A 15,986-nucleotide genomic window follows, 5' to 3' on the forward strand; every position below is an offset into this window, starting at 1 on the left:
CGTTCAGGTTCGAGCCAACCGATCGCGGCGGTCTAGGCCACCACCACCGGTACCGGCGGCAGGTCCAGGGTCGCGATCAAGCCGCCTTCAGGGTGGTTTTCCAGCTGCAGGCTGCCGCCGTGTCGCTCGGCGGCGCGGCGGGCGATGGCCAGGCCCAGGCCATGGCCAGCAGCGCTCTGGCCCGGTGCGCGGAAGAATGGCTCGCTCAGGCGCGCCAGGTGTTCCTCCGCCACGCCCTGGCCGTGATCGCGCACGCTGATGCGCACCCGCCCTTGCACCTGTTGCGCCGACAGCACGACCGGCGCGGGCCTAGGGTTGAAGCGCAGGGCGTTGCGCAGCAGGTTGTCCACGGCCCGTTCGATCATGGTCGGCCAGCCCTGCAGCGCAAGGTGCGCGGCAACGTCCAGCTCGATGGCCTGCTCCGGCACGGCGATCAAGGCGTCCTTGCGCACCGCCTGCAGGAGTGCCGGCAGGTCCACGTCTTCGGCCGTGGCTTGCTCCGCATCGACCCGCGCCAGCACCAGGATCTCGCTGATCAAGGCTTCAAGACGATCGCATTCGCGCGTCAGGCGCGGCCACAACAGGTCGCGCTGGGCAGGCTCGGCCCGTTCCGCGAGGGCCAGGGCGATGCGCAGCCGCGCCAGGGGCGAACGCAACTCGTGGGACACGTCACGCAACAGTTGTCGCTGGCTGCCGATCAGGCTCTGCAGGCGCGCACCCATGCGGTTGAAGTCGTGCGCCAGCACGCCGAATTCGTCGCGACGGCTGGCCAGCTGCGCCAGGCTGTTCTGCTGATAGGTGGTCTGCCCCAACTCGTGCACGGCACCGCGCAGCCGGCTCAATGGGCGCGTGATGGACAACGTCACCATCAGGCTGAACAGCGTCAGTACGACCAACGCGATCACCAGTGCGCTGATCGGCATGAGCAGGGAGTCGCGGTGCCACGAGTCGAGTTCGGGGTGCGGGATGCGGTAGATCAGCAAGTAGGTGTCGCCCGTGGTGGGGCTGGTGTAGTCCGCCGTCAGTCGGCGCCACGGCAGGTCGCGATCGGCTTCGTTGTGGCGCGCCTCGAAGGCTTCGGCGCGACGCGGGAAGGTCCCCGGTACCACGGCCTCGCCGGCTTCGTTGAGCACTTGAGTGTCGATGCGATAGCGGCGCTTGCGCTGCTCGAGCAGTTCCTGGGCTGCCTCGGCGCCTTTGCTTTCGTAACGCTCCACCCAGTCCTGGGCGAAATGCTTCACCGCCGGGTGCCGACTGAGGATCCAGGTGTCCTGGTTCAACATGTGGCCCAGCAGCACCGAGAGGCCGGCTACCAGGGCGATGGCCAGCCAGAAGCTGGCCAGGATGCGCCAGAACAGTGAACGCAAGGCAAATTCCTCAATGAAAGAAGCCCGGTACGCATGCGCGGACCGGGCTGGGGGCTTGCGCCGATATTACTGGGTTTTCTTGCCTTGCTGGGCTTTCCAGGCCTGGAATTCGGCCCATTCGGCGCGGCGCTCGTCCTGCTTCTTTTTCATTTCGTCGAACTGCTTCTGCTGTTCGGGCTTGAGCACTGCACGTACGTCGGCCTGGGCCTTGTCGTGGTTGGCCTTGATTTCATCTTCCATGGCCTTGCGATCGGCCGCCGGCAGCTTGTCCAGGTACTTCTTGGTGATGTCGCGCTGCTGGTGGCGTTCTTCGCCCATCAGTTTGCCCACCTGGGTGCGTTGCTCGTGGGTCAGGTCGAGCTGGGCGAACGGCTCGCCGCCACGAGGGCCTGGGCCGCCCTTGCCTGGGCCTGGGCCGAAACCGTCAGGGCCGCCCTGCGGCATGGCCATGGCCAGGGTCGGCAGGGTAGCGGCGAACAGCATTGCGAGTGTGGTCTTGCGCATGGTGAATCTCCTGTCTGGTTCCCGGTGTTTACCGGATGTGCCCAGTTTATGGAGATCAAGGTCAGGCGCGGTCAATGCCGCGTAAGGCTTGTGTAAAGACATGACGCGGGTGGCATTTACAAACCAGGCCGTTCGCGCCGTACGCGGCGGCAGCTATTGCGCATAGAAATAGCCGCGGCTGCGCAGCGCCATGATCCGCGGGCGGCCGTCGGCGTGCGGGCCGATCTTCTTGCGCAGATTGCTGACGTGCATGTCGAGGCTGCGGTCGTAGAGGGTGAGCTTGCGGCCCAGTGCGATCTGCGCCAGCTCCTGTTTCTCCAGGGGCTCGCCCGGCTGGCGCATGAGTGCCTCGAGCAGGCGGCTTTCGGACACCGTCAGGTTGATGTCGTGTTGATCGATGCTGACCACGCCGCGCGCCGGACTGAAGCACAAGTCGCCCAGCTCCATCTGCCCCGCCACGGCAACCGGGTGGCTGCGGCGCAGTACCGCGCGCAGGCGGGCGGTCAGTTCGCGCGGATCACAGGGTTTGGCCAGGTAGTCGTCGGCGCCCAGCTCCAGGCCCAGGATGCGATCAAGCGGTTCGCCCCGCGCCGAGAGCATCAGCACTGGCAACTCGGCGTGTTCGCTGCGCAGCTGCTTGAGCAGTTCCAGGCCGCTGCCGTCGGGCAGCATCACGTCGAGCACCACGGCCGCCGGTGCCAGCTCGGCCAGGGCCTTGCGTGCGCTGCTGCCATCGTGGCAGGCGCGGACCTGGAAACCTTCCTGGCTCAACCAGCTGTTCAGCAGTTCACACAGCTCGACGTCATCGTCGATCAGTAGCAGATCGCTCATCTAGACCTTCATTCGGGCGCAGGCAAAGTCTGCTTGAAGGGTTTGACCAGCACGTCCTTGTACACCCCGGCGGCAACGAACGGGTCGGCGCCGGCCCAGGCCTGGGCTTCGTCCAGGGACTCGAAGCGGGCCACGATGAGGCTGCCGCTGAAGCCGCTTTCGCCTGGGTCGTTGCTGTCGATGGCCGGGTGTGGCCCGGCCAGTACCAGTTGCCCGGCGGCTTCCAGCTGTTTCAGCCGTTCCAGGTGCTCGGGCCGTGCGGCCAGGCGCTTTTCCAGGGAGTTGGGCGTGTCGGTGGCAATGATGGCGTAGAGCATGTCAATCCTCGGTTTTAGGTGTTGTACGATCGGAATCATGCAGGTGACGGGACAGGTAGATACCCTGGCCCACCAGGAACATCAAGGTCATGGCCAGGCTGCCGAACACTTTGAAGTCGACCCAGAACTGCTCGAAAGTGAAAGCCACGAACAGGTTGGCGGCTCCGCAGAACAGGAAGAAGACCACCCACGCAACGTTGAGTTTCGCCCAGATCGGGTCCGGCAGGGTCAACGCGTGGCCCATCATGCGCTTGATCAGCAGTTGCTTGCCGATGAAATGGCTGCCGGCGAACGCCAGGGCGAACAGCCAGTTGACCACAGGCGCCTTCCACTTGAGGAAGGTTTCGCTGTGGAAGGCCAGGGTCAGGCTGCCGAACACCAGGCAGGCGATCAAGGTCAGCCACTGGCCCTTTTCCAGCTTGCGCTGCTTGAGGAACAGCAGGCCATAGACGATCACCGAACTGGCGATGAGCACCTTGGTAGCACTGAAGATGCCGCCCAGTTCGAAGCTGTACCCCGCCAGGTCGACCATGTGCGGGTCGGTCTTGTAGACGATGAGGAACAGGAGCAGCGGGATGAAATCGATCAATTGTTTCACAATGGCAGCCAGAAGCAGGATGTGACGGCATAATAACAAACATCAATGACTGCGAAAGCGCCACTATGAATGTTGACCTGCACTGCCACAGCACCGCCTCCGATGGCGCCCTCGCGCCTGCCGTTCTGGTGCAGCGAGCGTTCGATCATGGTGTGCAGACCCTGGCCTTGACCGACCACGACACCCTGGAAGGCCTGCCAGAGGCCCGTGCGGCGGCCACAGCACTGAACATGCAGTGGGTCAGTGGTGTCGAAATGTCGTGCACCTGGGGCGGTGCGACCATCCACGTGCTCGGTTACAATTTCGCTCTGGATGCACCGCCGCTGGTGGCCGCGCTCGACAGCCTGCACCACGGTCGCTGGCTGCGTGCCGAGGAAATCGACCGGCGCCTGGCGCTCAAGGGCATGCCGGGTGCGCTGGACGGTGCTCGGGCCATCCAGAAGGGTCTGGGCGACAGCGGCAATGCGCCGGCGCGCCCGCACTTCGCCGATTTCCTCGTGCAGCAGGGCCACGTCAAGGACCGCCAGGAAGCGTTCCGCAAGTGGCTCGGGGCGGGCAAGCTGGGTGACGTCAAGCAGCACTGGCCCACCCTCGAGGACACCGTGCGCACATTGCGCGAGGCGAAGGCCTGGATCAGCCTGGCTCATCCGCTGCACTACGATTTCACGCGCAGCAAGCGGCGCAAGCTGATCGGCGACTACATCCAGGCCGGTGGCCATGCGATCGAGGTGGTCAACGGCATGCAGGCCGCCGAACAGGTCGGCACGCTGTCCATCCTGGCCCGCGAATTCGGCTTGATGGTCAGTGGCGGCAGCGACTTCCACGGCCCGGGCACGTGGGGTGAAATCGGTGTCTATCGGCCATTGCCCGTCGACCTGCCGCCGTTGTCCGCGCGGTTCAAGCACGACCCGTCAACCTCCGCCTGAACAGGATGCCAACGTGAGTCAATTCTTTCAGATCCATCCGCAGAACCCGCAGCCGCGGCTGATCAAGCAAGCGGTCGAGATCATTCGCGGCGGTGGCATCGTGATCTACCCCACCGATTCTTCCTACGCCATCGGTTGCCAGATCGGCGACAAGAACGCCGTGGAACGGGTGCGTCGCCTGCGTCAGCTGGACGACAAGCACAATTTCGCGATCATCTGCTGCGACCTCTCGCAACTGGGGCTGTTCGCCAAGGTCGACACCGCGGCGTTCCGTCTGCTCAAGGCGCACACGCCGGGGCCCTACACCTTCATTCTGAGCGCCACCCGTGAAGTGCCGCGCCTGCTGCTGCATCCCAAGCGCCGGACCATCGGTTTGCGCGTGCCCAGCCATCCGATCGCCCTGGCCTTGCTGGAAGAGCTGGGTGAGCCGTTGATGAGCGTGAGCCTGATCATGCCCGGCGCCAAGGAGCCGCTCAGCGACCCTTACGAAATGCGCCAGTTGCTGGAAAAGCAGGTCGACCTGATCATCGATGGCGGTTTCGGCGGCACCGAGGCGTCCACCGTCATCAACCTGTCCGATGGCGATCCGCAAGTGGTGCGCGTGGGCTGTGGCGATCCGGCACCGTTCGCGGCCATGGCGTGAGTGATCTGAGCGCGGTCGACAATCCGCCGGCGAATCTCGCCCAGGGCTCGCCCGAGCAGCTGCAACTGGCGCTGGTCTACGGCCAGGCGTTCACCCAGATGCCGCAGGACCTGTACATCCCGCCGGATGCGCTGGAGGTGTTCCTCGAAGCATTCGAAGGCCCGCTCGACCTGTTGCTGTACCTGATCCGCAAGCAGAACATCGACATCCTCGACATTCCCGTGGCGGAGATCACCCGTCAGTACATGGGCTACGTCGAGCTGATGAAAACCGTACGCCTGGAGTTGGCCGCCGAATATCTGGTGATGGCCGCCATGCTTGCGGAGATCAAATCGCGCATGCTGTTGCCGCGCAGCGCCGTGGTCGAGGATGACGAGCACGACCCGCGGGCCGAGCTGATTCGCCGCCTGCAGGAATACGAGCGCTTCAAGGCCGCCGCCGAAGGTATCGATACCCTCAAGCGGGTAGGCCGCGACCTCTACGTGCCCAAGCTCGATGCACCTCAGGCCAAGGTACGCAAGCTGCTGCCCGAGGTCAGCCTGGAAGAGCTGCTGATGTCGATGGCCGACGTGTTACGGCGCAGCGACATGTTCGAAAGCCATCAGGTCAGCCGCGAGGCCTTGTCGACCCGCGAACGCATGAGCCAAGTGCTCGAACGCCTGCGCGGCGGTGGCTTCGTGCCTTTCGTCAAGCTGTTCGGTGCCGAGGAGGGCAAGCTGGGCGTGGTGGTCACCTTCATGGCCATTCTCGAACTGGTCAAGGAGCAGTTGATCGAACTGGTGCAGAATGACGCCTTTGCCGCTATCCATGTGCGCGCCCGAGCCGAACAATGAATCTGACTGACCCGCGCGATCTGGCGCCACTGCTCGAAGCCTTTCTGCTGGCCTCCGGAAAGCCGCAGTCTCTGGAACGCCTCCATGAGCTGTTCGAGGAAGCCGAGCGGCCGGAGCCGGCGGTGTTCAAGAAGGCCCTGGAGGTGCTGGGCAAGTCCTGCGAAAAGCGCGCTTTCGAGTTGGTGGAGGTCGCCTCGGGCTACCGCTTGCAGATCCGCGAAAGATACGCGCCCTGGGTAGGTCGATTGTGGGAGGAACGCCCGCAGCGCTACTCCCGCGCGTTGCTGGAAACCATGGCGTTGATCGCCTATCGCCAGCCCATCACCCGTGGCGAGATCGAGGACGTGCGTGGCGTGGCGGTCAACAGCAATATCGTCAAGACGCTGGTGGAACGCGAGTGGATCCGCGTGGTGGGCTATCGCGACGTGCCGGGCCGGCCGGCGATGTTCGCCACCACCAAGGCGTTTCTCGACCATTTCAACCTCAAGAGCCTCGATGAGCTGCCCCCATTGGCAGTGCTGCGCGAGATGGAACCCGAAACCATCCTCGAAGACCACGACGACGATGCGCCAGTGCCTGCTCATCTGCAGGCGCTGGCCGATGCCAGCGCCGAGGGCGAAGCCCCGGCCAAGGACGAGACCAGCTTTCGATCGTTGCTGGTGGAGCTTGATTCCATGGAACAGGGCCTCAAGATCGACTTCGACGACCTGCTCCAGAACCCCGCGCCGACCGACGACGACCGCTGATTGCAAGGTAGACCTGCGGGAGCGGGCTCTGCCCGCGAAAAGGGCGGCGCGGTGGGGCAGGTGGACCGCATCGAGGCTTTCGCGGCCACTGACCGCTCCTACGGGGAGGGGTGTGAACATGCTCTGCCAAGGTGCGCCCTTGGCCTGTGTGCTGCGTCCGGCAGCCGCCATACCGTACGCTTCCTGCGTTTGCCAGATGCACCAATGCGGGCACGTACTGCCCTCCTGTGGAGCATTTAATTCATTAAATTTATTTCTTGAAGTATTTGATCCTTGGCCCTAGTCTCGTTCTTGACAGGCCTGCGCAAGCACCCAGGCCGCCATTGGCACTGACGTGAATCGGGGAGCTGGACATGAGCGTGAAATTACTTTTGAGCATGGCTGTGGCCACTGCGTTTTCGGCCTCGGCACTGGCTGCCGATTGGACCGTCGGTGCCAACGTGGGCAATGTGCCCTGGGAGTTCCAGGACGCCAAGGGCGACATCGTCGGCTTTGAAGTCGACGTGGTGAAGGAAGTCGCCAAGCGCGCCGGCAAGACCGTGGAGTTCGTCAACATCCCGTTCAATGGCCTGTTCAGCGCCGTGCAGTCCAAGCGCGCCGACATCGCCATTTCTTCCATCACCATCACGCCCAAGCGTCTGGAATCGGTAGGGTTCGCGCAGCCGTACTACGACAGCGACCAGTCGCTGTCGGTGCTGACCAAGTCCGGCATCAAGGGCCTGGATGACATGAGCGGCAAAGTGGTCGGCGTCGACACCGGTTCGACCGGGGACATGTGGGCCGCCAAGCATCAGGGCGAGTACAAGTTCAAGGACATCTCGCGCTACGAAGGGCTGTCGCCGGCCATGCTCGACCTGGCGTCCGGGCGCATGGATGGCTACATCAGCGACATTCCGGCCGTGCTCTATTACATCAAGGACAAGCCACAGTATGCCGTGGTCGCGCGCATTCCCACCGGCGAGAAATACTCGCTGATGCACGCCAAGGGCTGGGCCGAAGGCGCGCGAGTGAACACGATCATCAGCGAGATGAAAAAAGACGGCGTGATCGCCGACCTGCACAAGAAGTGGTTCGGTGCGGCCGCCGCAGACGACTCCAGCACCGTGAAAGTCGTCGACGTTCCGCAATAAGCACCGCGCTTCGGCCCGCCCGCTACCGGCCCACGACCAAGGTAACCGTTCATGGAGTTGCTACAGACTTTCTTCAACTGGGACGTGTTCGTCGACGCGCTGCCTTTGATGCTGCGCGGCCTTGGCGTGACCATATTGCTCGGCGTGGTGAGTATCGTGCTGGGCCTGGCCGGCGGTCTGCTGCTGGCCATGCTCAGATTGTACGGCTACACCCCCGTGCGCTGGCTGGCACGGGTGTACATCGATGTGCTGCGGTCCATACCGCTGCTGGTCCTGCTGGTGTTGATCTACTACGCCTTGCCCTTCGTCGGCATTCGCCTGTCGTCCTTCGCTGCTGCCACGGCCGCGCTGTCCCTGGTGTCGTGCGCCTATTCGGCGGAGATCTTCCGTTCCGGCATCGAGGCTATCCCCAAGGGTCAGTTCGAAGCGGCGGCTTCCCAGGGCATGAGCTTCTTCAACACCATGCGCGACGTGATCCTGCCCCAGGCCATGCGCATCGTCTTGCCGCCCATGACCAGCAACTGCATCAACGTCATGAAGGACACGGCACTGGCGTCAGTGGTCGCCATGCCCGACCTGCTCAAGCAGGCCACCCAGGCCCAGGCGCTGTCGGCCAATCCAACGCCGCTGGTGGGGGCGGCGATCATGTACCTGTTGTTGCTGCTGCCACTGGTGCAGCTGGTCAGCTGGGTAGAGCGTCGCAACGGCAGCGGAGGCAAGCGCGCATGAGCAACGTCATCGAAATCGAACGACTGGACAAGTTCTACGGGCCATTCCAGGCCCTCAGCGACATCAACCTGACTGTCGCCCAGGGCGAAGTGGTGGTGATCCTGGGGCCTTCGGGGTCGGGCAAGTCCACCCTGATTCGCTGCATCAACCTGCTCGAGCCCTACCAGGGTGGCGACATCCGGGTTTCCGGGCAGCGCGTGGAAACCGGCCCCAAGCTTGCCGGCATCCGCTGCGAAGTGGGCATGGTGTTTCAGAACTTCAATCTCTACCCCCACCTCACCGTGCTCGCCAACGTGGCCCTGGCGCCGGTGCGCGTGCGCGGCATGAACCGACGTGATGCCCAGGAGCGCGCGCGGCTGTTGCTGGAAAAGGTCGGTATGTCCGCACATGCCGACAAGTACCCCAGCCAGTTGTCCGGGGGCCAGCAGCAACGGGTCGCGATCGCCCGGACCATGGCCATGGAGCCACGGGTGATCCTGTTCGACGAGCCGACCTCGGCGCTGGACCCGGAAATGGTCGGCGAAGTGCTCGACGTGATGCAGAACCTTGCCCGTTCCGGGGTGACCATGATCGTGGTGACCCACGAGATGGGCTTCGCGCGCAAGGTCGCCGACCGGGTGATCTTCATGGAAACCGGGCGCATCATCGAACAGAACCATCCCCAGGCCTTCTTCACCGCGCCCCAGGAACCCCGTACCCAGGCATTCCTGCAGGCCATCCTGCACCACTGACAGGCTCTACCCCTAACAAGCAAACGGGAGACTCACTTTGACTGCCCTCGATATCGACTACGTCCGTCGCCAATTTCCCGCACTCGCCGACGGCTACGGCTACCTGGACAACGCCGGCGGCTCGGCGGTGCTCAAGCCGGTGGCCGAGCGCATCACCGAGTACCTGCTCAACCACGCGGTGCAACTGGGCGCCTCGTACGCGCCATCGGTCAAGGCCGGTGAGAAAGTGCTGGAAGCACGCGCCTCGGTGGCCCAGTTGATCAACGCCCGCCACTCTGAAGAGTGTGTGATGGCCGGTTCGACCACCTTGTTGCTGCAGCTGCTGGCTCGGGCGATTGCGCCGTCGATCGGCGCGGGCGACGAGATCATCGTCACGCACAGCGACCACGAAGCCAACATCGGCCCCTGGCAGCGCCTGTGCCAAGAGCGCGGGGCCACCCTGCGCGTATGGTCGGTGGATCCGTCGAGCCTGGAGCTGGAGCTGCGCGACCTGGAGCAACTTCTCGGGCCGCGCACGCGTTACGTGGCGATGACCCACGCGTCGAACATTCTGGGCAGCGTCAACCCGGTCGCGCAGGTCGCCGAGCGCGTGCACGCTTGCGGTGCCAAGCTGGTGGTGGACGCGGTGGCGTACGCACCGCACCGTCTGGTCGATGTGCAGGCCAGCGGCGCCGACTATTACGTGTTCAGCTTCTACAAAGTGTTCGGCCCGCATTTCGCGGTGCTGTGGGGCAAGCGCGAACTGCTGCTGGAACTGCCCAGCCTCAACCATTTCTTCATCGGCCAGGACGTGCTGCCGTACAAGCTGCAGCCGGGCAACGTCAACTACGAACTGTCCTACGGTTGCATGGGCATCAGTGACTACCTGCTGGACATCGGCCGGCGCCTGGGCACCGTAGGCAGCGAGCGGCAGATCATGCAGGCGGCCTTCGATGCGTTCGAGGTGCAGGAAAACCTCTTGGCCGAGATTCTGCTGGGCTATCTGCGCGAGGCCGACGGCGTACGCATCATCGGCAAACCACGGGTGACCGCGGGCGACCGGGTACCGACCATCAGCTTCGTCGTCGAGGGCGTGCAGTCCGAGGCCATCGTGCGACAGGTGGACGCGGCACGCATCGGCATTCGTTTTGGTGACTTCTATGCCCGTCACTTGATCGAAGAACTGGGCCTGGCACCTCAGGGAGGGGTGGTACGCGTTTCCATTGCGCACTACAACACCGTCGATGAAATGACGCGGCTGGTGGAATGCCTGGCCCGAGCCATCGCAGACCTGCGTCCCAGCTGACCGCCATCGAGCCACTGAACCATGCCATTACCGCACACCCTTGAAGAACTGCGCAGCGCCATTGCGGTGGGGCAGGACAAACTCACTGCGCGCATGCGCGATGCCGCCCAGTACGTGATCGAGCACCCCCATGATGTAGCGCTCAACACGGTCGCGGCCCTGGCCGCGCGTTCGCAGATCCCCGCTTCGGCGTTCATTCGTCTGGCCCAGGCCTTGGGCTTTGGTGGTTTCAGCGACCTGCAGCGGGTGTGCAAGGCGCCGCTGGAGAAAGCCGGGCAGGGCAGCTTCAAGGAACGTATTCGCCATTATCGCGGCGAACAGTTGCTCGACGACCCGACCGATGTGGGCGCCATGCTCGGCGCCTTCAGCCGGGCCAACATCGTCTCCCTCGAACACCTTGCCGAAGGGCAGCAGGTGCAGGCGCTGGAACAGGCCATCGGCTTGCTGCAACAGGCGCGCACCACGTTCGTGGTGGGCATGCGCCGTTCGTTTCCGATGGCTGCCTACCTCAGCTATGCCCTGAGCCGTGTCGGCCGGCGCGCCGTGCACATCAGCGGCCTGGGCGGCAGCCTGCGCGAGCAGGTCGGCGCGCTGCACGGTGACGACGTGCTGGTGGCGGTGAGCTTCCCCCCGTATGCCCAGGAAACCATCGACGCCTGCAACCAGGCGGTGGCGGCCGGTACGCCTATCGTTGCCATCACCGACAGCCTGCTCAGCCCCATCGGCCAATGCGCCTCGGTGATGATCGAAGTCGACGACGCCGAACTGCTTGGCTTTCGCTCGTTGACCGCCGCGTTCTGCGTGGCCCAGACACTGGCCATGGGCCTGGCCTTCGCCGCAGGTGAAACCTTTGGCGGCATCGACCACGACGCTTTGAAAGATATCGACTGCTGAGGCCCCAGGCCCGGCATTTTGCCCAACCTGCTGGAGAGCCGTACCGTGACATCACCCCTAAGAGATCTGGTCGGCTATGGCCAGCAACGTCCCCAGGGTACCTGGCCCAATGGCGCCCGGCTGGCGATCAGCCTGGTCATCAACTACGAGGAAGGCTCCGAACGGTCCCTGGCCATGGGCGATCCCGATCAGGAAAGCATGACCGAGTGGGGCAGCTATCAGTTTCCCGATGGCGTACGCAACCTGGCCATGGAATCGATGTACGAATACGGCTCGCGGGTCGGTATCTGGCGCATCCTGCAGATTCTGCAGAAGGCCAACGTGCCTGCCACGTTCCATGCCTGCGCGGTGGCCTTCGAGCAGAACCCCGACGTGGCGCGGGCGGCGGTCGAGCTGGGCCATGAAGTATGCAGCCATGGCTACCGTTGGGAGGAAGTGTTCCGCCTCACCGAGGAGCAGGAGCGCGAGCACATTCGCCTGGCCATCGAGTCCTTCCAGCGCACCTGCGGCAAGCGCCCGGTAGGCTGGTACTGCCGCTATGGCGCCAGCGTGCGCACCCGTCGCCTGGTGGCCGAGGAGGGCGGTTTCCTCTACGACTCCGATGCCTACAACGATGACGTGCCGTACTTCGTCGACGTCGAAGGCAAACGCCGCCTGGTGGTGCCGTACACCAGTGACGTCAATGATTTCCGCTACTGGAATTCGCCGGGCCTGTCCCAGGCTTCCGACTTTCTCGAGTACATGAAGGAAAGCTTCGAGGTGCTGCACGAAGAATCTGCAGACGGCCTGCGCATGATGTCCGTCGGCCTGCACCCGCGCATGGTCGGACGCCCGGGCCGGATACGCGCCTTGCAGAAGTTCATCGAGTACGCACAGGGCCACGAAGGCGTGTGGTTCGCCACTCGCGAGCAGATCGCCCAGGCGTGGCTGGAGCGTGACGCTGCCGCAGTGTGAAAGCGGCTCTCTTTACCCGAAGACACTCTCCCACCTGATTGCGCTGTGCTGTTCCTGGCTCAGGTCCAGCACGCTTTCCACGTGGGCGAGGTGATGCAGCATCAGGGCAATGGCACGTTTTTCGTCCTGGGCTTCGATGGCGGCGACGATCGCGCTGTGTTCGTCCTCGGGGCAGGCATGCATCTGCGGACCGTCGTAGAGCGCGTGCATCAGCGACGTCACCGGACACAGCTGGCGCATGATGCGAGTGATGAAGCTGTTGCCACCGATCTCGGCCAGCAGGCTGTGGAAATCCCCGGACAGCTTGATCAAGGCGCGCCGATCCTGGTTCTTGCGCGCCAGGGCCTCCTTTTTCAGGTGGGCATGTAAAGGCTTGCGCTGGGCCTTGGTCGAGCGGTGGATGACATTGCGAATGATCTCCGGTTCAAGCAACCGGCGGGTGGCGAACAGGTCACGGGTTTCCTGCACGGTGGGGCTGGTGACGAACGCGCCTCGGTTGGGGTGCAGCTTGACCAAGCCTTCCTTGGCCAGCGCCATGAGCGCCTGGCGAATCTTGTTGCGGCCCACGCCAAACGCGATCGCAAGTTTCTCCTCGGCCAGCTTGATACCCGGCGGCAGGCGGTGCTCCATGATGGCGATGGTAATGTGTTCGGCGATGCCATCGGCATCCTGTGGTGTGTTCAGATCCATATCCGTTTCCTGACGTACCCTTGCCCGCGGTCAGCCGCGGATGCGCCGACTGATGCCGGTCAATTTTTCCATCACTACCATCATCACCAGAGTGACGATCACCAGCACGCTGGACAGGGCGGCAATGGTGACGTCCAGTTTGCTCTCCAGGTCCTGCCACATGCGGATCGGCAGCATGTCGGTGCGTGCGTCGCGCAGGAACAGCGAGACGGCAGTGTTATCGAACGAAGACATGAACGCAATGAATGCCCCGGCCGCGATGCCTGGCGCAATCAGCGGTAGGGTGATGCGCCGCAACGCGTGCGCTCTCGAAGCACCCAGGCTGGCAGCGCTTTCCAGCAGCGCCGGCGGCAACTGCATCAGCGCCGAAGAGGTGGTACGGATGACGTAGGGTACGCAGACCACGGTGTGACCGATCACCAGCGTCGTCATCGATACCGGCACGCCCAGCTCGCTGAAAAAGATCAATGCCGACAGGCCGAACGCCAGCCCCGGCAGAATCAACGGTGACATGAACAGCGCATCGAGGCAGCGCGCTGTCTTGCTCGTGGAACGGGCGATGGCCAGCGAGGCGGCAGTGCCCATGACCACACACAGAAGCGTGGTCATCGACGCCACCAGAAAGCTGTTCCACGCCGCGAAATGCAGGGTGAACGCCTTGAGCAGGGCGACATACCAGCGTGTCGAGAAGCCCTGAGGCGGAAAGCGCAGCGAGTAGCTGTCGGTGAACGAGACGATCAGCACGATCAGCGTCGGTGCCAGCAACAGGATAAGGGCGGCCCAGGCCACCAGATAGAGGGTGCCCTTGAGGGCGATGTCCGACAGGTCGTTTCGACGTCCCATGCTCATGTGGTCGCGTACCCCTTGCTGAGGCGGCCCAAATAGCTCAACAGCGTCACGCAGCCGATCACGGCCACCAGGAACACCAGTGAGATGGCTGCCGCGTATGGCCAGTTCTGCAGGGCCGACGCCTGCTGGTAGATGTACATCGGCATGAACAGCATCTGCCCGCCACCTACCAGAGACTGAGTGATGAAGGCGGTGATGGTCGCCGAGAAGGTCAGCAGGCTGCCGGCGATGATGCCCGGTAGCGACAGCGGCACGGTGATCCGCCGGAAGGTGCGCCAGGCATTGGCGCCCAAGGCGGCGGAGGCATCCTCCAGATTGCTTTCCAGGCGTTGCAAGGTAGTGATCAGGGGCAGGGTCATCAGCGGCAACTGCACATTGGCCAGGGCCCAGATCAATCCTTCGCGGGAGTAGAGCAGGCGCAGTGGCTTGTCGATCCATGCCCAGCCCAGCAGCAGTTCGTTGACGATGCCCTGGCGCCCGAGGATCACTACCCAGGCGAAGGTGCGCACCACCACGCTGGTCAGCAGGGGCATGACGATGATCATCATCAGCACCTTCTGGGTGGTCGGCGAGCTGCGCACGTAGGCCCAGGCCAGAGCGTAGCCCAGGGTCAGGCACAGCACGGTAACCTGCACGCCGAGCCACAAGGTATCGCCAAGCACGCGCAGGGCCAGGCCTTCGCCGAAGATCTTCGCGTATTGCGCCACGCCCCAGACGCTGACGGCGGTGTCGTCGTGCAGGCTGACCAGCACCAGCAACAACAGCGGCGTGATGAAGAACAGCACGAAGAATGCTGCCAACGGCAGGCCGTAGCGCAGGCTGTACACGGTGACGTCATGGTTTCGGGTGCTCACGTGCCGCACTCCTCACAGCGGGAAGGGATGGCTTCAGGCATGGCTCAGACCTGGATGTCCTTGTTGAAGCGCTCGATCCAGGCCGCCCGGTTCGGATTGATCACCTTCCAGTCCTGAAAGCGAAACCGCGACTTCATTTCTGCCTGATCCTTGGCCAGTGATTCGGCTATCTCGCCAGACATCTTCACCTGCATGTTGGTCGGCACTACCAGGTACGGCGCTTCCATCAGCTGCGATTGCACCTGGGGCGACATCGACGCCTCGATCAAGGCGAAAGCCAGATCGCGATTCGGTGAGTTCTTGACGATATGGATACTGGTCTTGAACGCGATCGCGCCTTCCTTGGGCGCCACCCATTCCACCGGTACGCCACGGGCCTTGAGGATCTGGATGGCGTTGAAGTTGCCTGGGCTGATGTCGATCTGGCCTTGCTGGAACAGCGACGCCAGTTGACCGGGGTTGGCGGCGACGGCGGCCAGGTTGGGCTTGAGTTTGGCCAGCAGTTCAAAGGCCGGTTCGATGTTGCTGTCCGAGCCGCCATGCAGTTTGGCCAGCTCGACCATGAAGCCGGTGCCCAGGGAGGAGTTCATGTTGGTGATGCCTACCCGGCCCTTGTACTCGGGCTTCCACAGGTCCATCCAGGAGTCGGGAGGGGTCTGGATAGTGTCCGGGTTATAGGTCAGGCCAACGATCTGATAGAAGATGCTCGGCCCCATCGGGTCTTGGGCTTCGGGCATCAGCTGCTGGTAGTAGGCGCTGTCCGCCACCGGGTAGGGCTCGATCAAGCCCTGTTCGATGGCGGTCAGGGCAGGGCCCGGATCGTGCAACATGACGTCGATGGGCGGATGTTCACGGGAGGCCATGACCTTGGAGATCTGGTCGACAGAGATCATCGGGTCGAGAATGATGTTCGCGTCTTTCATGTGTTCCAGCGCGGCAGGCACCAGCACGGCCTTGTGTGCTTCTTCCCAGCTGCCGGTAAACGTCGCGAACACCAGATTGCGCGCCTGGGCCATGGTCAACTGCGGGAACAGCTGCAGTGCACCCAAGGCCAGGGCGGATTGCATGATGCGTCTGCGGGAAATATCCATCGTCGATTCCTCGT

At 63.6% G+C, this 15,986-nt stretch carries 18 protein-coding genes and 1 pseudogene; 10 read left to right on the forward strand and 9 right to left on the reverse strand.

Annotation, left to right across the window (positions count from 1 at the left end; translation table 11 throughout):
* Positions 1 to 32: 32 nt before the first annotated feature.
* From IFT75_RS06735 to IFT75_RS06755, 5 genes are all read right to left on the reverse strand, one after another.
* The gene (locus IFT75_RS06735) at positions 33 to 1,367 is read right to left on the reverse strand and encodes a sensor histidine kinase (RefSeq protein ID WP_192053913.1); all 1,335 of its coding nucleotides are present in this window, start codon (positions 1,365 to 1,367) and stop codon (positions 33 to 35) included.
* A gap of 66 nt (positions 1,368 to 1,433) precedes the next feature.
* Positions 1,434 to 1,871 carry a Spy/CpxP family protein refolding chaperone gene (locus tag IFT75_RS06740; protein WP_122479172.1) on the reverse strand — a complete coding sequence of 146 codons (438 nt, stop codon included), beginning with the start codon at positions 1,869 to 1,871 and terminating at the stop codon, positions 1,434 to 1,436.
* Between the two features lie 153 nt (positions 1,872 to 2,024).
* Complete coding sequence (locus IFT75_RS06745) at positions 2,025 to 2,702, reverse strand: response regulator transcription factor (protein WP_122479171.1); 678 nt, start codon at positions 2,700 to 2,702, stop codon at positions 2,025 to 2,027.
* Positions 2,703 to 2,710: 8 nt separating this feature from the next.
* A complete protein-coding gene (locus tag IFT75_RS06750; RefSeq protein WP_122479170.1) occupies positions 2,711 to 3,019 on the reverse strand; it encodes a YciI family protein in 309 nt (102 codons plus the stop codon).
* A 1-nt stretch (position 3,020) separates the two neighbouring features.
* Positions 3,021 to 3,617 carry a septation protein A gene (locus tag IFT75_RS06755; protein WP_192053915.1) on the reverse strand — a complete coding sequence of 199 codons (597 nt, stop codon included), beginning with the start codon at positions 3,615 to 3,617 and terminating at the stop codon, positions 3,021 to 3,023.
* Positions 3,618 to 3,682: 65 nt separating this feature from the next.
* On the opposite strand from IFT75_RS06755, the gene IFT75_RS06760 reads away from it, so the two are divergent.
* The 10 genes and pseudogenes from IFT75_RS06760 (at position 3,683) to IFT75_RS06805 (ending at position 12,488) form a co-directional block, all read left to right on the forward strand.
* Positions 3,683 to 4,543 carry a PHP domain-containing protein gene (locus IFT75_RS06760; RefSeq protein WP_122479168.1) on the forward strand — a complete coding sequence of 287 codons (861 nt, stop codon included), beginning with the start codon at positions 3,683 to 3,685 and terminating at the stop codon, positions 4,541 to 4,543.
* 13 nt (positions 4,544 to 4,556) lie between these two features.
* Positions 4,557 to 5,186: an L-threonylcarbamoyladenylate synthase gene (locus IFT75_RS06765; RefSeq protein WP_192053917.1), complete on the forward strand. Its 630-nt coding sequence runs from the start codon at positions 4,557 to 4,559 to the stop codon at positions 5,184 to 5,186.
* Between the two features lie 131 nt (positions 5,187 to 5,317).
* Positions 5,318 to 6,019, forward strand: coding sequence for a segregation and condensation protein A (locus IFT75_RS06770; protein WP_192053966.1), 702 nt, complete (start codon positions 5,318 to 5,320; stop codon positions 6,017 to 6,019).
* A pseudogene (gene scpB / locus IFT75_RS06775) lies at positions 6,016 to 6,753 on the forward strand (SMC-Scp complex subunit ScpB); the annotation flags it as partial. The gene IFT75_RS06770 and the pseudogene scpB, both read left to right, overlap by 4 nt.
* Before the next feature lie 365 nt (positions 6,754 to 7,118).
* Complete coding sequence (locus IFT75_RS06780) at positions 7,119 to 7,895, forward strand: transporter substrate-binding domain-containing protein (RefSeq protein ID WP_185793854.1); 777 nt, start codon at positions 7,119 to 7,121, stop codon at positions 7,893 to 7,895.
* Between the two features lie 51 nt (positions 7,896 to 7,946).
* Entirely contained in the window at positions 7,947 to 8,624 is a 678-nt protein-coding gene (locus IFT75_RS06785; protein ID WP_122479164.1) for an amino acid ABC transporter permease, read from the forward strand.
* Positions 8,621 to 9,355 carry an amino acid ABC transporter ATP-binding protein gene (locus tag IFT75_RS06790; protein ID WP_122479163.1) on the forward strand — a complete coding sequence of 245 codons (735 nt, stop codon included), beginning with the start codon at positions 8,621 to 8,623 and terminating at the stop codon, positions 9,353 to 9,355. The genes IFT75_RS06785 and IFT75_RS06790 overlap by 4 nt, the downstream gene beginning before the upstream one ends.
* Positions 9,356 to 9,392: 37 nt before the next feature.
* Complete coding sequence (locus IFT75_RS06795) at positions 9,393 to 10,640, forward strand: cysteine desulfurase-like protein (RefSeq protein ID WP_192053921.1); 1,248 nt, start codon at positions 9,393 to 9,395, stop codon at positions 10,638 to 10,640.
* A 21-nt stretch (positions 10,641 to 10,661) separates the two neighbouring features.
* Entirely contained in the window at positions 10,662 to 11,534 is an 873-nt protein-coding gene (locus tag IFT75_RS06800; RefSeq protein ID WP_122479161.1) for a MurR/RpiR family transcriptional regulator, read from the forward strand.
* Positions 11,535 to 11,579: 45 nt separating this feature from the next.
* Positions 11,580 to 12,488 (forward strand): polysaccharide deacetylase family protein, encoded by a 909-nt coding sequence (locus IFT75_RS06805; protein WP_185793851.1) that lies wholly within the window; start codon positions 11,580 to 11,582, stop codon positions 12,486 to 12,488.
* Between the two features lie 12 nt (positions 12,489 to 12,500).
* Here IFT75_RS06805 and IFT75_RS06810 read toward each other — a convergent pair whose 3' ends face one another.
* From IFT75_RS06810 to IFT75_RS06825, 4 genes are read right to left on the reverse strand one after another with little or no spacing between them, the layout of a single operon-like run.
* On the reverse strand, positions 12,501 to 13,178 hold the full coding sequence (locus IFT75_RS06810; RefSeq protein ID WP_185793850.1) for a GntR family transcriptional regulator: 678 nt from the start codon (positions 13,176 to 13,178) through the stop codon (positions 12,501 to 12,503).
* Positions 13,179 to 13,208: 30 nt separating this feature from the next.
* Complete coding sequence (locus IFT75_RS06815) at positions 13,209 to 14,021, reverse strand: ABC transporter permease (RefSeq protein WP_197975745.1); 813 nt, start codon at positions 14,019 to 14,021, stop codon at positions 13,209 to 13,211.
* Positions 14,022 to 14,023: 2 nt separating this feature from the next.
* Positions 14,024 to 14,881 (reverse strand): ABC transporter permease subunit, encoded by an 858-nt coding sequence (locus tag IFT75_RS06820; protein ID WP_192053922.1) that lies wholly within the window; start codon positions 14,879 to 14,881, stop codon positions 14,024 to 14,026.
* A 44-nt stretch (positions 14,882 to 14,925) separates the two neighbouring features.
* Positions 14,926 to 15,972, reverse strand: a complete 1,047-nt coding sequence (locus IFT75_RS06825; protein WP_192049657.1) for an ABC transporter substrate-binding protein — start codon at positions 15,970 to 15,972, stop codon at positions 14,926 to 14,928.
* Between the last annotated feature and the right edge of the window lie 14 nt (positions 15,973 to 15,986).

Source organism: Pseudomonas sp. CFBP 8758 (assembly GCF_014841725.1).
In the GTDB taxonomy this organism is placed as follows: domain Bacteria; phylum Pseudomonadota; class Gammaproteobacteria; order Pseudomonadales; family Pseudomonadaceae; genus Aquipseudomonas; species Aquipseudomonas baltica.

What these genes read in the sequence shown, in the direction of transcription:
- IFT75_RS06780 (WP_185793854.1), top strand. Translation starts at nt 7,119, where the DNA reads ATGAGCGTGAAATTACTTTTGAGCATGGCTGTGGCCACTGCGTTTTCG.
- IFT75_RS06760 (WP_122479168.1), top strand. Translation starts at nt 3,683, where the DNA reads ATGAATGTTGACCTGCACTGCCACAGCACCGCCTCCGATGGCGCCCTC.
- IFT75_RS06810 (WP_185793850.1), bottom strand. Translation starts at nt 13,178, where the DNA reads ATGGATCTGAACACACCACAGGATGCCGATGGCATCGCCGAACACATT.
- IFT75_RS06745 (WP_122479171.1), bottom strand. Translation starts at nt 2,702, where the DNA reads ATGAGCGATCTGCTACTGATCGACGATGACGTCGAGCTGTGTGAACTG.
- IFT75_RS06790 (WP_122479163.1), top strand. Translation starts at nt 8,621, where the DNA reads ATGAGCAACGTCATCGAAATCGAACGACTGGACAAGTTCTACGGGCCA.
- IFT75_RS06825 (WP_192049657.1), bottom strand. Translation starts at nt 15,972, where the DNA reads ATGGATATTTCCCGCAGACGCATCATGCAATCCGCCCTGGCCTTGGGT.
- IFT75_RS06815 (WP_197975745.1), bottom strand. Translation starts at nt 14,021, where the DNA reads ATGGGACGTCGAAACGACCTGTCGGACATCGCCCTCAAGGGCACCCTC.
- IFT75_RS06800 (WP_122479161.1), top strand. Translation starts at nt 10,662, where the DNA reads ATGCCATTACCGCACACCCTTGAAGAACTGCGCAGCGCCATTGCGGTG.
- IFT75_RS06785 (WP_122479164.1), top strand. Translation starts at nt 7,947, where the DNA reads ATGGAGTTGCTACAGACTTTCTTCAACTGGGACGTGTTCGTCGACGCG.
- IFT75_RS06750 (WP_122479170.1), bottom strand. Translation starts at nt 3,019, where the DNA reads ATGCTCTACGCCATCATTGCCACCGACACGCCCAACTCCCTGGAAAAG.
- IFT75_RS06740 (WP_122479172.1), bottom strand. Translation starts at nt 1,871, where the DNA reads ATGCGCAAGACCACACTCGCAATGCTGTTCGCCGCTACCCTGCCGACC.